The sequence below is a fragment of the Desulfatitalea tepidiphila genome (genome assembly GCF_001293685.1).
Classification (GTDB): Bacteria; Desulfobacterota; Desulfobacteria; order Desulfobacterales; family Desulfosarcinaceae; genus Desulfatitalea; species Desulfatitalea tepidiphila.
Map to the genome: position 1 here is coordinate 1 of NZ_BCAG01000003.1, position 14,747 is coordinate 14,747.

The following is a 14,747-nucleotide window of genomic DNA, read 5'->3' on the forward strand; positions in this document are numbered from 1 at the left end:
TTCACATCCATATCGACGCCGCGCCCTTCGACGGCAGACACCTGGGTAACCTGGCCAAGATCATTTACAAGCAGGAGCCGCTAATCCTCCACGCCCTCGACATCAGCCGCGACCGGCTCAATCGCTACACCCGGCCGGTCAGCGATGAACTGATCCAGCGTATCGAACAGCATCGCCCGCGCACCAAGGACCAGCTCAACCGAATCTGGTACGGCTACCACAACCGCCAGCCCCAGCACTACGACAACAGCCGCTATCACGGGGTCAACCTGCACAACGTCTGGTACCGGGGCACGGTGGAGTTCCGCTGGTTCGAGGCGACCCTCCATGCGGGACGGATCAAGGCCTACCTGCAATTCTGCCTCGCCGTCGCCGCCAAGGCGCTCAACGGTAGGGCAGCCTCCAGCCGCAAGCGGGATTTCGATCCCCAAAGCGCCAAGTACGACTTCCGGGTCTTCCTGCTCCACCTCGGCCTGATCGGCGACGAGTTCAAGACCGCCCGCAAGCATCTGATGGCCAACATGCCCGGCGACGCAGCCTTCAAGAACGGACGCCCCAAACCGCAGGACGTCCTTCCGGACGAAACAACCACTCTCACCAACGAGGCCGGGCAAGTTCCCGGCCTCACTGTTTAAGGAGGTGCCCCATGAAGATTCTGATCCGCTCCACCACGCTGGACGGCGAACCGACCCCAGGCAGCGGGGAAACCCTGCAAGCCGCCGACTGCCTCGGAGTTGTCGAGCTGATGCGCGGCCAGACGCCGTTTACCGCCAGCCGAGCGCCCCGGGACTACATGACCGAAGTGCTTTCCGGCATCGAAGGCGGGCCGCCCCAGCCATTGCCGGAGGAAGTAGCCGCTGCGGCCGCCGAGTTTCTCACCCGTCTGGCGCGGCACGGCCTGATCGAGTTCCTGCCCGACGACAAGGCCAGCGATCCCTGGCCGGAACGCTTCCTCGAAGCCCTGGAGAAGGTGCGGCTCTCCGGGCGCACCAACATGCTCGATCACCCCGAGGTGACCCGGCTGACCGCCGAGATGGGCTACCCGGAGGTGGCCGAGTGGCTGGCTGACCACCGGCGGGAATACGCAGCCTTCGTCCTCGAAGGGACGAGACCGCTCGGCAAGAACTTCGGCGGCAAGGAGGACCCGGCTCCATGTGCGGACAAGTAGGCATCATCTTCGGCCGCAAGCGCAGACGGCCCGACGAGCGGGATTACCTGCGCGAGCTCTTCATCCGCATGCTGCTGCACAGCGAGGAGCGCGGCCCGCACGCCTCCGGTCTGGCCTGGCTCAAGACTGACGGCAGCCACCGGATCTTCAAACGGCCGATGCGGGCGCACGAGCTGGTCTACGAGAAGCCGTTCCAGGAGCTGCTCGGGCAGGTCGACAACGAGACCACCATCCTCATGGGCCACACCCGCTGGCGCACCCGGGGCAACGAGTTCAACAACCGCAACAACCATCCCATTCGGGCCGGGATCGTCATCGGCACCCACAACGGCACCATCTATAACGCCGATTATCTGTTCCGCCGTCTCGGGCTGCCGCGCTACGCCGAGGTGGACAGTGAGCTGATCTTCCGCCTGGCCGACCGCTTCGCGCCCGAAGGCCCCATCGACCAGGAGGGCTTGAAGAAGGCGCTCGCCCTTTGTCGCGGCCAGATGAGCGCCGTGCTGGCCTCGCGCCTCGACCCCGGCACCATCACCGTGCTCAAGGGCAACAAGCCGCTCTGCCTGCGCATCCACCGCCAGCACCGGGTGGTGCTCTACGCCTCGGACGACGCCTTTATCGACTTTGCCGTGGACAACGAGAAGGGATGGCGCGAGCTGGAGGTGCCGCCCATGACCATGCTCACCATCCGCCACGAGGATGTGCGGGCCATCGAAAACAGCGAATTCCGCTTCATCCCCCAGGAGCGCAAAGGGACATTGCCCGAAGGAGTGAATGCATGAACATTGGAGACACCGTAAAGCTGAACACAAACCCGGAAGACAGTCCCGAGACCATCCTCCGGCTCTTCGTCTACGGCACCCTGAAACGGGGCTACTGGAACCATCAACGCTTCTGCGCCCAGGCCCGCAGCATCGAACCGGCCGTGGTTTGGGGCAGGCTCTACCACCTCCACGCCGGTTTTCCGGCCCTCGAGGTGCCGGAAGGGCTGATCCTGGCCCGAGGCAGCGCCGATCCACTGGCCGACGCCAGCAGACGGCAGGAGATCGGCACACCGCGTTTCGGCCGCCCGACCGGAGACTGGGATCTGATCCATGGGGAGCTGGTGACCTTCACCGACCCGCAGTGCGACCTGCCGCCCATCGACCGACTGGAAGGCTTTCGGCCCGGCGGGCACAGCATGTACCAGCGGGTAATGGTGGCGGTACTGTGCGGACGCACCTTGATTCCTGCCTGGACCTACTGGATGCCGCGTGTTGAAAACGGCACCCGGCTTGACTCCGGCGTCTGGCATCGAGCGTGATAGAAAATAATCGGCTCAAATCGGTAAAGATCGTTTGACATAGCACATAGAGTCTTTGTATATTGATGGAGTTTTTTAACCTGGGAGAGGTGCGTCCAGTCTCTCCCGTTTCGCCTCTGGCGGACGTGGCAAACAACCAAAGCGCCCGTGGAGCAAGAGAATGAACGAGATGGAAGACCGCTGGTTATCAATAACCGAGATTTGCAAGTACCTCGGGGTCAGCAATGACACCGTTTACAAGTGGATCGACAAGCATGGTATGCCCGCCCACCGCATGGGTCGACTTTGGAAGTTCAAGAAGGACGAGGTCGACGAGTGGGTCAAGGCTGGCGGCGCGGCGGAACCTTCAGATGCTGGGAAGAGCCGCAACTCATAATCATAAGGATCGTTAAGTATGGCAAGATCTGATAGTAACAAAAACGGCGGTAACCTCGGTTTCGAGGCCGAAATGTTCAAAGCCGCTGACAAGCTGCGCGGCAATATGGAGCCATCCGACTACAAGCATGTCGCACTCGGGCTCATCTTTCTGAAATACATTTCGGACGCCTTCGAAGCCAAGCACAAGACCCTGCTGGCCGAAGACCCGCAGGCGGCTGAGGACAAGGACGAATACCTTGCCGACAACGTGTTTTGGGTCCCCAAGGACGCTCGCTGGTCGCATCTGCAGGCCAACGCTAAGCTGGCCACCATCGGAACCTTGATCGACGATGCGATGCGCGCCATCGAGAAGGACAATGAGTCTCTCAAGGGCGTACTACCCAAGGACTACGCCCGGCCTTCGCTCAACAAGGTGATGCTCGGCGAGTTAATCGACCTGATTTCTGGCATTGCCCTCAATGAAGAAGGGCACGCCTCCCGCGACATCCTTGGGCGTGTTTACGAGTATTTCCTTGGCCAGTTCGCGGGCGCTGAAGGCAAGCGCGGTGGCGAGTTTTACACGCCACGATCAGTTGTACGCGTCTTGGTTGAGATGCTGGAGCCCTATCAGGGCCGTATCTATGACCCTTGCTGTGGCTCGGGCGGGATGTTCGTTCAGTCCGACAAATTCGTTCAGGAGCACGGCGGCCGCATCGGCGACATCGCCATCTACGGGCAGGAGTCGAACTACGTTACGTGGCGGCTGGCCAAGATGAACCTGGCCGTGCGCGGCATCGATTCCGACATTCGGTGGAATAACGAAGGCAGCTTCCACAAGGACGAGCTGCGAGACCTCAAAGCCGATTACATCCTTGCCAATCCCCCTTTCAACATTTCTGACTGGGGTGGCGAACGTCTGAGGGAAGATGTCCGCTGGAAGTATGGAGTCCCCCCAACGGGGAACGCTAACTATGCTTGGCTGCAGCACATTGTTCACCACCTTGCTCCCAATGGCACTGCAGCAGTTGTGCTCGCGAATGGCTCGCTGACATCAAACCAAACTACCGAAGGACAGATCCGTCAAGCTATGGTTCAAGGAGATGTGGTGGCTTGCGTTTTGACCCTTCCAGTTCAGCTTTTTTACTCAACACAAATTTCAGCGAGCATCTGGGTGCTCGCCCGAAACAAGAATTTCCCGGGAGGAACAAACCGTCGCGGGGAAGTCCTCTTCATAGACACGCGTGCGCTTGGAAGCTTAGTTGATCGCACAAGGCGGGAGTTCTCGGATGCCGAGATTTCCAAGATTGCAGACGCCTTTAAGCGCTGGAAAGGTGTTGCCAATGGCGAGCCGTACTCCGACGTTCCCGGTTTTTGCCGTTCTGTAGATATTAAGACGCTTGAAGCGCATCGTTGGGCTCTAGTTCCTGGACGCTACGTCGGCTTTGATCGGAGCGAATTATCAACGACTGCCATTGGGAAATTGAAGGATGATTTTGTCGAGCTGAAAGCAGCATTGACCAAATTACCAAGCGAAGTCGAACAATCAATTACGATTTTTGAGGAGCTTTTCCATGGCTGAAGCATTCTTGGATCATCCATCGGGATGGGAGGTTATCACGCTCGAGCCAAAGAAGGGTTCAGGCTACATTGAAAGAGTTGAAAGTGGAGGGACTCCGAGCACCACGGTTGACGAGTATTGGGATGGGGATATCCCATGGCTGACCCCAAAGGAAATAACAAGAGGAAACGAGGCACTATATGTGTCAGCCACCGAGAGAAACATTACTGAACTCGGGGTGCAATCGAGCGCGGCTAAGTTGATGCCCGTGGGAACGGTGATGCTTAGTAAGCGCGCCCCTGTAGGGGCAGTGGCAATATCAACAGTACCCATGTGCACAAATCAGGGTTTTCTGAACTTTGTTTGCGGCGAAAAGCTCCTACCCACTTATCTTGCCTATTGGTTGGTGGCAAACAAAAGATACTTAGACGCAGTGGCAAACGGATCTACTTATCCGGAGCTGTACAAAGGAGACCTATTTGAATTTGAAATGGCCGTTCCGTCTGTTGAAAAGCAAAAAAAGATTCTCCGGACCATTTCGTCAGCAAAACAGCTTGCACTTTGCTTAGATGCAACGTCTCACTCTGCAATTGAAGTGGCAGATGTTCTCAAATTGCAGAATCTCCGGGATCGCATTGATCATTTTTATGGGGCACTCCTGCCAATCATACTGTCAGGCAGATTGATCGGGGAGCAGCCATGACATTGTGCCGAATAAACGCCTGTCGTAAAATTGAAGGTCATCGTGGACAACACGATATCTATCCTTCTGCTCCCTGGGCTTTCCTGACGTCAAAGGATAAGGACAAACTTAGCAAGGCAGGCTTCGCAACACCACGCGGAGGAGCGAAAGGAGCGTATCAAAATCATGTTCTTCGGAGCAACAAGGTAATCGTTCCATTCGAGCGCCTTGGACAAGCTCCCCTGGCGAGCTATCAGGATGGTTACGTTATTCGATTATTCCCTGACCAATATTTTGACGGCCCTAGTCAGGTAAAGCCAGCGTTCGGCCAACCCAACGCACCCCAAGTTGGAATTGATGCATTCGTTCTATATCGTACACACGATCAACTATCTAATTTTCCACCTTTGCCTGGCTGGAATGTCAGATCACTGTCACTGAATGGAGTGCCAGTCACAGAACGTGTTGCTGGTGCCATAGACGCAGGAGAATATGTTCTGAGAATAGCGGCTCATGGAAACAATGCCGCCCGATCAGAAGGCCCTCCACAAGGTATCTTCGCGCCTGAGTATGCCACGGCGAACACGAACTACCTTGCTAAGTGCGTTCTAGCTTGGTTGACAGCTCATACCGTCGACAGCCCTTACGTGGCAGCACAAGCGCAGCACCTTGAGGAAGTGCTTCAGGATGCCGGGCTATTTCAGCCGCGAGAATGGGAGGCAATGGGGTTGCTCAGAAGTGGGCATACGACTTGTCCGCTTTGCATGAAGCACATTCGATACTCGGAACTACACGACCAAGTTTCGTTCGCTGATGAGGCTTCACTTCTAAACGCATCTGAACAGGTTGTGAACGCAACAAGATCTACAGTTGTGAACCTCTTTCACATGGTTCCACTAACTTACTCCGATATTGAGCACATTCCGCAAAACGTTGCCTGGGGACATGCAGTCTGCAATACAAAATTGGGGCAGCGTAAATGTTACCCTTTGTTCGAGCTCATGAATGATGGGTCGAAGGTTGGGATCGTTGATGGTGAAGGTGTTATTTCTACGTTCGGATGGATTTCAAGAAACTTAGAAATAATTAGGTCGCCTGCGGGTGCAGTTTGGATTCGAATCGTTGAGGATCACTTTAGTCCGGAAGACCAAGCTGCCCTTCTTGACTTTTTTGAAGAGTACAGGGGGCACTGAGTATGGCGTTTTTGTCGGAGTCTGCCGTAGAACAAGCGTTACTAGACCAATTACGCGCTTTGAACTACAGCATCGAGCGTGAGGAGGACATCGGCCCTGATGGCCATCGCCCGGAACGCGAGAGTCACGATGAGGTCGTACTAAAGAAACGATTCGTGGATGCCGTCGCACATCTCAATCCAGGACTGCCACTGGAGGCGAGGCAGGATGCCATCCGCAAGCTGATGCAGTTCGAGTTGCCGTCACTGCTCGAAGAAAACCGCCGCATCCACAAGCTGATGACCGAAGGTGTGGACGTCGAATATTACTCCGCCGACGGCACGTTGACTGCTGGCAAGGTTTCTCTCATCGACTTTGACCGGCCAGAGCAGAATGATTGGCTGGCTGTGAGCCAGTTCGTGGTGATCAACGGCCAGAACAACCGGCGTCCCGATGTGGTCGTCTTTGTTAACGGGTTGCCGCTCGGTGTAATTGAGCTGAAGGCACCGGGAAGCGGCAATGCGACCTTGGTCGGGGCTTTCAACCAGTTGCAGACCTACAAGAAGCAGATCCCGGCGCTGTTTAATACAAACGCCCTGCTGGTGACTTCAGACGGAATTACCGCTCGGGTCGGCTCGCTGTCCGCCGATCTGGAACGCTTTATGCCTTGGCGCACGACCGACGGCACTGACGTTGCCCCGAAGGGTGCGCCGGAACTATCGACGCTGATCGAAGGTGTTTTTGAACAGCGCCGTCTTCTCGATCTGCTCTGCGATTTCACAGTGTTTGGTGAGACTGGATCGGGCTTGGCGAAGATCATCGCAGGCTACCACCAGTTTCACGCAGTTCAGCACGCGGTCAACAGCACTGTAACCGCTTCTGCACCCGAAGGCAATCAGCGGGTCGGTGTGATTTGGCACACGCAAGGCTCTGGCAAAAGTTTGCTGATGGCGTTTTACGCCGGACAACTGGTTAAACATCCAGCAATGGCCAACCCGACGTTGGTGGTGCTCACCGACCGGAACGACCTTGACGACCAGTTGTTCTCTACGTTTTCAATGTGCCGCGACCTGATCCGGCAGACGCCGGTGCAGGCCGAGAGCCGAGAAGATCTTCAGAAGGTCTTGAGCCGGGCATCGGGTGGTGTGATTTTCACAACCTTGCAGAAGTTTGGCGAGATCGCCGAGCCGCTCACCAAACGGCGCAACGTGGTGGTCATCGCAGATGAAGCGCACCGCAGCCAGTATGGTTTTAAGGCCAAGGTGGACGCAAAGACTGGTGAAATCTCTTACGGATTTGCCAAGTACATGCGGGATGCACTACCGAACGCTTCGTTCATTGGTTTTACAGGTACGCCGATTGAAGCCGATGACGTGAACACCCCCGCCGTCTTCGGAAACTACATTGATGTCTACGACATTAGTCGCGCCGTCGAGGATGGCGCAACCGTGCCAATCTACTACGAGTCGAGGCTCGCACGAATTGAGCTCGACGAGGACGAAAAGCCCAAGATCGACGCCGAAGTCAACGAACTCATGGAGGACGATCCGGAAGTCGAGCAGGAGCGTTTCAAGAAGAAGTGGTCGACGGTCGAAGCCCTGGTCGGCAGCGATAAGCGCCTTGCATTGGTGGCCGAGGACTTGGTCACCCACTTTGAAGACCGCGTGGCGGCTCTGGATGGCAAGGCAATGGTGGTGTGCATGAGCCGTCGTATCTGCGTAAAGCTGTACGACGAGATCGTGAAGCTGCGCCCAGATTGGCACAGCACGGACGACAACGCTGGTGCAGTCAAAATTGTGATGACGGGGGCGGCAAGCGACCCGCAGGATTGGCAGCAGCACATCGGCAACAAGGCACGGCGTGATTTGCTGGGCAAGCGAGCTCGGAACCCTAAAGACCCGCTCAAACTGGTGATCGTTCGGGATATGTGGCTCACCGGATTTGACGCGCCGTGCATGCACACGATGTACGTGGACAAGCCGATGCAAGGGCATGGTCTGATGCAGGCGATTGCCCGCGTAAATCGGGTGTTTCGCGACAAGCCTGCCGGGTTGATCGTGGACTACATTGGCATCGCGCAGAACCTCAAGTCTGCCCTGCAGCAATATTCAAAGAATGACCAGGAAAACACCGGCGTCGACGAAGCGCAGGCCATCGCGGTGATGATGGAGAAGTACGAGATCGTGCGTGATATGTACCACGGCTTCGACTACGCATCCGCGATGGGCGGGACGCCACAAGAGCGCTTGGCTATGATGGCCGGAGCTATCGAATGGATTCTCGATCTGCAGCAGAAGTTGGCGGCGAAAGAGAAGACCAAGGAAGGTAAGAAGGACGCCCATCGCCGCTACCAGGATGCGGTGCTGGCTCTGTCCAAAGCGTTCTCCCTCGCATCAGCATCCGACGAGGCCCGAGAAATCCGCGAAGAGGTGGGGTTCTTCCAAGCGATTCGCGCAGCGCTAGTGAAGAGCAGCACGGGGTCGGGAGTGACCCGGCAAGAGCGCGAGCTGGCTATCCAGCAGATAGTCAGCCGTGCGGTGGTTTCGACCGAGATCGTGGACATCCTCGCTGCCGCAGGCATCAAGAGCCCGGACATCTCCATCCTATCCGATGAGTTTCTGGCGGAAGTCCAACAGATGGAGCGAAAGAACCTCGCGCTGGAGGCGTTACGCAAACTGATCAACGACGGCATCCGCTCTCGCAGCAAAGCCAACGTCGTGCAAACCAAAGCATTCTCGGAGCGGCTGGAGGATGCGGTAGCGCGTTACCACGCCAACGCCATCACCACTGCCGAGGTCCTGCAGGAGCTGATCCAACTAGCTAAGGACATACGCGCTGCTCGTCAGCGAGGCGAAGAGTCCGGATTGTCCGACGAGGAGATAGCCTTCTACGACGCGCTGGCTGAGAACGAAAGCGCCGTGCAAATGATGGGTGACGACAAGCTGAAACTCATCGCCCATGAGTTGCTGGTGAGCCTGCGGGAGAACGTATCTGTGGATTGGGCACGTCGTGATTCGGCCCGCGCCCGGATGCGCGTGCTTGTGAAGCGCATCCTACGCAAGTATGGCTACCCGCCTGACTTGCAGGACGTCGCTGTACAGACCGTCTTGCAGCAGGCTGAGGCGCTGTCTTCTGAATGGACTGTACCAAAATCAAGAACTGGTGGTGCACGTGTTTAACGTCATTATCAAGAAGATTCATACAAATAGATCGTTTGCCAGCAAATCATTAGGCTGCGTAATCTTCAGGAATGGCTTTAAAACGACTGGCCAACACGTAATCAGGGCGATCCATGGACGTTAAAACGGCCGCAATTCAGGTTTTGCAACAGGCCGGAACGGCGCTGCACGCCAAGGATATCGCCGAGCAGATCATGGCTGCCGGTCTCTGGCAGTCCGGAGGTAAGACCCCAGACGCCACTGTCAGCGCCCGGCTCTACTCCGACATCAAGAGCAATGGGGACAAGTCGCCCTTTGTAAAAGTCGGCCCTCAGACCTTCGCACTTCGAGATTCCACTGAAATATCGAGCGGCGCTGCGCCGGTTCCTGCGGCCGTCGAAGAAGCCCCAAAACATCATCCGAACGCGGGTTTCTCCTTCACTGATTGCGCTCAGAAGGTGCTCGAAGAGTTCGGCGGCAAGAAGCCGATGCATTACAAGGAAATAACCGAGAAGGCCCTGCAAAAAGGCTGGCTGGTGACAGGCGGCAAAACGCCCGAGGCCACCATGTACGCCCAGGTGATCACCGAGATCAAGCGCCAGCAGAAACGCGGTGAGCGGCCCCGCTTCGTTCAGCACGGTCGTGGCTATGTGGGCCTGAGCCAATGGATGGGGCGTGGACTCGCATTCCAAATCGAGCAGCACAACCACCAGGTCCGCAAGGTCCTGCGCGAGCGCTTGCTGGCCATGAAGCCCGGTGAGTTCGAGGAGTTCATCTCTCAGTTACTGGCGGAGATGGGTTTCGAGATGGTCGAGGTGACCAAACTCAGCGGCGACGGCGGCATCGATGTCCGGGGCACCTTGGTGGTCGGTGCCGTGGTCCGCATCAAGATGGCCGTCCAGGTCAAGAAATGGAAGCTCAAGAATAATATCCAAGCTCCGGTTGTGCAGCAGGTGCGCGGCAGCCTCGGAGCACACGAGCAAGGGCTGATCATTACCACCAGCGACTTCAGTGCCGGAGCCATCAAGGAAGCGGCCCAGCCCGACAAGACTCCCATCGCCCTGATGAACGGGGAACAGCTTGTAATGCTGCTGATGGAACACGGCATCGGCGTCCATCGTTCGACGCCGGATCTGTTCGAGATCGATGAGGAGTTTGCTATGGGAGGGGATGTGAAATGAGCACGATTGACAGAGGAACGGTGGGGAACAGAATGGCCATTGAACGGATAAGCAAAATCAAAAGCCATCTGATCTTCCGTAATGGATGCACTTTAAATAAGATCAAGGCCGATATCTACGCCCTGGAGCAGGAGACCGAAGGCTTTCTGGAACAGATTGTCGGGGAGGCTGAGTGATGAAGCTGGCCCCTTATCCAGAATACAAGGATTCCGGGCAGCCGTTTTTAGGAGATATTTCGGCTCACTGGAATCTGTTCCGGAATGGCCGCCTGTTCTCTGGGAACGGGGCAAAGCGGAGGTCAAAAAATGTCGAAGCTTAATAAAGGACGGTTGCTGGCCATCGCCATAGGGGTGCTTGTTATCGGGGCCGCACTCTTTGCTTGGCAATCCTTGCAGAAAAAGGGTCTTCCCGACGGCTTCACCAGCGGCAACGGCCGCGTTGAAGCGGTGGAGATTGACATAGCCGCCAAGACGGCGGGGCGGCTCAAGGATATCCTGGTGGACGAAGGCGATTTCATCACGGCCGGACAAGTTCTGGCGAAGATGGACACCGCCGTATTGGAAGCTCAGCTGAGAGAAGGGCTGGCCCGCTTGCGCCAGGCTGAGAACTCGGTGCGGATCGCCAACAGCCAGGTCGTGCAGCGCCAAAGCGAGAAAACGGCAGCGCAGGCAGTGGTCTCGCAACGCGTGGCCGAGGCCGAGGTGGCACGGATACGGCTTGAGCGGTCGCGATCGCTGGTCGCCGACAAAGCCGTTTCCCAGCAGAAATTCGACGACGATCGAGCCGCTTTTCTCAGCGCCGAAGCTATGTTGCGCGCTGCCGAGGCTGATGTCGCAAGGGCGGCCGCGGCCATTGCCACGGCCAGATCGCAGGTGCTTGGCGCGCAAGCCGATGTGGAGGCGACCCGGGCGATGCTTGAGCGAATCCAGGCTGACCTTGATGACAGCGTGCTGAAGGCGCCGCAGAAGGGACGGGTGCAATACCGGGTGGCCCAGCCCGGCGAGGTGCTGGCCTCCGGTGGCACTGTCCTGAACATGATCGACCTCACCGATGTCTACATGACCTTCTTCCTGCCGACGAAGGCGGCCGGACGGATCGCACTGGGTACCGAAGCGCGTCTTGTGCTCGATGCCGCCCCGCAATACGTCATCCCGGCCGAGATCTCGTTCGTCGCCGACGAGGCCCAGTTCACCCCGAAAACGGTGGAAACAACGGAAGAACGCCTGAAGCTGATGTTCCGGGTCAAGGCGCGGATCGCCCCGGATCTGCTCAGAGAGCACCTCCTCCAGGTCAAGACCGGCCTGCCGGGCATGGCCTATGTGCGGCTCGACCCACGGGTGGATTGGCCGCCTGAACTGCAGACGAGGCTGCCGCAATGAGCCGGGACATACATGCACAGATCGAGGATGGCGTGAGTGCTGCCGCACCGGTTGCCCGCCTGCGGGATGTGTCCCTGCGCTACGGCAAGGTGCGTGCGCTCGACGAGGTCAGCTTCGATTTCCCTGCGGCCTGCATGGCCGGGCTGATCGGCCCGGACGGGGTCGGCAAGTCGAGCCTGCTGGCGCTGATCGCGGGCGCCCGCGCGGTCCAGACGGGGCAGGTTGAGGTGCTCGGCGGCGATATGGCCGATGCGCGCCATCGGCGCGCACTCGGCCCGCGTATCGCCTATATGCCCCAGGGTCTGGGAGGAAACCTCTATCCGACGCTCTCGGTGGCCGAAAACCTCGACTTCTTCGGACGGCTGTTCGGGCAGGATCGTAGCGAACGGACGCGCCGCATCGAGGCCCTGACCAAGGCCACCGGGCTCAGGCCGTTTCTCGCTCGCCCGGCGGGCAAGCTCTCCGGCGGCATGAAACAGAAACTCGGCCTCTGCTGTGCACTGATCCACGATCCGGATCTGCTCATCCTCGACGAGCCGACCACCGGCGTCGATCCCCTCTCGCGCCGCCAGTTCTGGGAGTTGATCGCCGGCATCCGTCGTTCCCGGCCCGGCATGAGCGTGCTGGTGGCCACGGCCTATATGGAGGAGGCGGCCCGCTTCGACTGGCTGGCGGCGATGGACGGTGGGCGGGTGCTGGCCAGCGACACGCCCGAAGGCCTGCTGCAAAGCACGGGGGCGGCTTCGCTGGAGGCGGCCTTCATCCGGCTGCTGCCGGAAGACAAGCGCCGGGATTATCGGGCGGTCGAGATTCCGCCGCGGCCGGAAGACGATGGCGATACCGCGATCGAGGCCCGGGATCTGACCATGCGCTTCGGCGAGTTCACCGCGGTCGATCATGTGAACCTGCGTGTCCCACGGGGTGAGATCTTCGGTTTTCTCGGCTCCAACGGCTGCGGCAAGACCACGACGATGAAGATGCTGACCGGTCTCCTGCCGCCGAGCGAAGGCCGGGCCTGGCTGTTCGGACACGAGGTGGACCCGCACGACCTCGCGACCCGCCGCCGCGTCGGCTACATGTCGCAGTTCTTCTCACTCTATACCGAACTGACGGTGCGACAGAACCTGACGCTGCATGCCCGGCTGTTCCACGTGCCCGCTGCCGAGATTTCAGGGCGCGTGGACGAAATGGTTGAACGCTTCGATCTGACCACAGTGATTGACAGCTTGCCGGGCCGGCTGCCCCTCGGCCACCGCCAGCGCCTGTCGCTGGCAGTCGCCATGATCCATAAGCCCGAAATGCTGATTCTCGACGAGCCCACCTCAGGTGTCGACCCGGTGGCGCGCGACACCTTCTGGCGCATGCTGGTCGAGCTCTCGCGCCGCGACGGGGTGACCATCTTTATCTCCACCCACTTCATGAACGAGGCCGAACGCTGCGACCGCATTTCGCTGATGCATGCAGGTCGGGTACTGGTGACTGACGCGCCTGCCACCCTGGCAAGCAAACATGGCGAGAACAGCCTGGAAGAGGCTTTTATCACCTATCTGAAGGATGCCGAAGCGCAGAGCGCTGGCGAGGCACGCCAACCGGACGCAAGCACTTCGCTCGATTCAGTCGAGGCCTCGCCAAGTCATGTCGAACCACAGGGCTGGCGGCGCCGATTCGACCCCCGGCGCATGATCAGCTATGCCCGGCGCGAAGGGCTGGAGCTGCGCCGTGATCCCATCCGGTTGACGTTGGCCCTGCTCGGCAGCGTCATCCTGATGTTCGTGATGGGCTATGGGATCAGCCTCGATGTGGAGAATCTCACCTTCGCGGTGCTGGATCGCGACCAGACCACCGTCAGCCGCGATTATACGCTCAACCTCGCCGGCTCCCGGTACTTCATCGAGCGGGCTCCGATTACCGGTTATGCTGATCTCGACCGGCGAATGCGCGAAGGCGACATCAGTCTGGCGATCGAGATCCCGCCGGGCTTCGCGCGCGACATCGCACGGGGCCGGCGGGTCGAGATCGGCGCCTGGATCGACGGCGCCATGCCGACACGGGGAGAGACCATCCGCGGCTATGTGCAGGGGATTCATGCCCATTGGCTGGCGACCAAGGCGCGCGAGGCTGGGCACGGCGAGGCTTTGGCGGGGCTCGTGAATATCGAGACCCGGTTCCGCTACAACCCGGATGTCAAGAGCCTGGTGGCGATGGTGCCGGCGGTGATCCCGCTGCTGCTCATGCTGATCCCCTCCATGCTCGCGGCGCTCAGCGTGGTGCGCGAGAAGGAGCTCGGCTCGATCACCAACTTCTACGTCACGCCCACCACGCGGCTCGAGTTCCTGCTCGGCAAGCAGTTACCCTATATAGTGCTGTCCTTCCTGAGCTTTCTGTTGCTCACCCTGCTCGCTGTGACCGTCTTCGGCGTGCCGCTGAAGGGCAGCTTCCTGACCCTGGCGGCGGGTGCGTTGCTCTATGTCGGCGCCGCCACGGCCGTGGGGCTGCTGATTTCCACCTTCATGCGCAGCCAGATCGCGGCGATCTTCGGCACGGCGGTACTCACCATCCTGCCGGCGGTCAACTTCTCCGGCATGATCGATCCAGTCTCATCGCTGGAAGGAGCGGGCCGGCTGATCGGCCAGATCTACCCGACCGCCCATTTCCTTACCATTGCACGCGGCACCTTCTCGAAGGCGCTCGACTTCTCCGATCTGCAGGCGGCCTTCGTCCCGCTGGCGCTGGCCGTGCCGATCCTGATCGCGCTCGCCGCCGCGCTGCTCAAGAAGCAGGAGCGATAG

The 14,747-nt window shown here is 58.9% G+C and carries 13 protein-coding genes; all 13 read left to right on the forward strand.

The genetic code is table 11. The features are described 5' to 3' along the window. Nucleotides 1–635: amidoligase family protein (locus DFT_RS04685; RefSeq protein WP_054030101.1), on the forward strand; the 635-nt coding region annotated here is incomplete at its 5' end. A gap of 11 nt (nucleotides 636–646) precedes the next feature. After that, entirely contained in the window at nucleotides 647–1,168 is a 522-nt protein-coding gene (locus DFT_RS04690; RefSeq protein WP_054030102.1) for a DUF5049 domain-containing protein, read from the forward strand. Continuing rightward, on the forward strand, nucleotides 1,153–1,950 hold the full coding sequence (locus DFT_RS04695) for a glucosamine 6-phosphate synthetase (protein WP_054030103.1): 798 nt from the start codon (nucleotides 1,153–1,155) through the stop codon (nucleotides 1,948–1,950). The genes DFT_RS04690 and DFT_RS04695 overlap by 16 nt, the downstream gene beginning before the upstream one ends. Then, nucleotides 1,947–2,471, forward strand: a complete 525-nt coding sequence (locus tag DFT_RS04700; RefSeq protein WP_054030104.1) for a gamma-glutamylcyclotransferase family protein — start codon at nucleotides 1,947–1,949, stop codon at nucleotides 2,469–2,471. Before DFT_RS04695 ends, DFT_RS04700 begins: the two co-directional genes overlap by 4 nt. 169 nt (nucleotides 2,472–2,640) lie before the next feature. Then, a complete protein-coding gene (locus DFT_RS04705; protein ID WP_305791185.1) occupies nucleotides 2,641–2,847 on the forward strand; it encodes a helix-turn-helix domain-containing protein in 207 nt (68 codons plus the stop codon). Between the two features lie 18 nt (nucleotides 2,848–2,865). After that, complete coding sequence (locus DFT_RS04710) at nucleotides 2,866–4,407, forward strand: type I restriction-modification system subunit M (RefSeq protein WP_054030106.1); 1,542 nt, start codon at nucleotides 2,866–2,868, stop codon at nucleotides 4,405–4,407. Then, on the forward strand, nucleotides 4,400–5,089 hold the full coding sequence (locus tag DFT_RS04715; protein ID WP_054030107.1) for a restriction endonuclease subunit S: 690 nt from the start codon (nucleotides 4,400–4,402) through the stop codon (nucleotides 5,087–5,089). The genes DFT_RS04710 and DFT_RS04715 overlap by 8 nt, the downstream gene beginning before the upstream one ends. Further along, nucleotides 5,086–6,261 (forward strand): BstXI family restriction endonuclease, encoded by a 1,176-nt coding sequence (locus DFT_RS24815; protein WP_076750390.1) that lies wholly within the window; start codon nucleotides 5,086–5,088, stop codon nucleotides 6,259–6,261. The genes DFT_RS04715 and DFT_RS24815 overlap by 4 nt, the downstream gene beginning before the upstream one ends. A gap of 2 nt (nucleotides 6,262–6,263) precedes the next feature. Further along, the gene (locus tag DFT_RS04725) at nucleotides 6,264–9,419 is read left to right on the forward strand and encodes a type I restriction endonuclease subunit R (RefSeq protein WP_054030109.1); all 3,156 of its coding nucleotides are present in this window, start codon (nucleotides 6,264–6,266) and stop codon (nucleotides 9,417–9,419) included. A 113-nt stretch (nucleotides 9,420–9,532) separates the two neighbouring features. Beyond that, the gene (locus DFT_RS04730) at nucleotides 9,533–10,579 is read left to right on the forward strand and encodes an HTH domain-containing protein (RefSeq protein WP_028577484.1); all 1,047 of its coding nucleotides are present in this window, start codon (nucleotides 9,533–9,535) and stop codon (nucleotides 10,577–10,579) included. After that, nucleotides 10,576–10,755, forward strand: a complete 180-nt coding sequence (locus DFT_RS26440) for a hypothetical protein (RefSeq protein WP_028577483.1) — start codon at nucleotides 10,576–10,578, stop codon at nucleotides 10,753–10,755. Before DFT_RS04730 ends, DFT_RS26440 begins: the two co-directional genes overlap by 4 nt. 129 nt (nucleotides 10,756–10,884) lie before the next feature. Next, complete coding sequence (locus DFT_RS04735; RefSeq protein ID WP_054030110.1) at nucleotides 10,885–11,958, forward strand: HlyD family secretion protein; 1,074 nt, start codon at nucleotides 10,885–10,887, stop codon at nucleotides 11,956–11,958. After that, nucleotides 11,955–14,747, forward strand: a complete 2,793-nt coding sequence (rbbA, locus tag DFT_RS04740; RefSeq protein ID WP_028577481.1) for a ribosome-associated ATPase/putative transporter RbbA — start codon at nucleotides 11,955–11,957, stop codon at nucleotides 14,745–14,747. The genes DFT_RS04735 and rbbA overlap by 4 nt, the downstream gene beginning before the upstream one ends.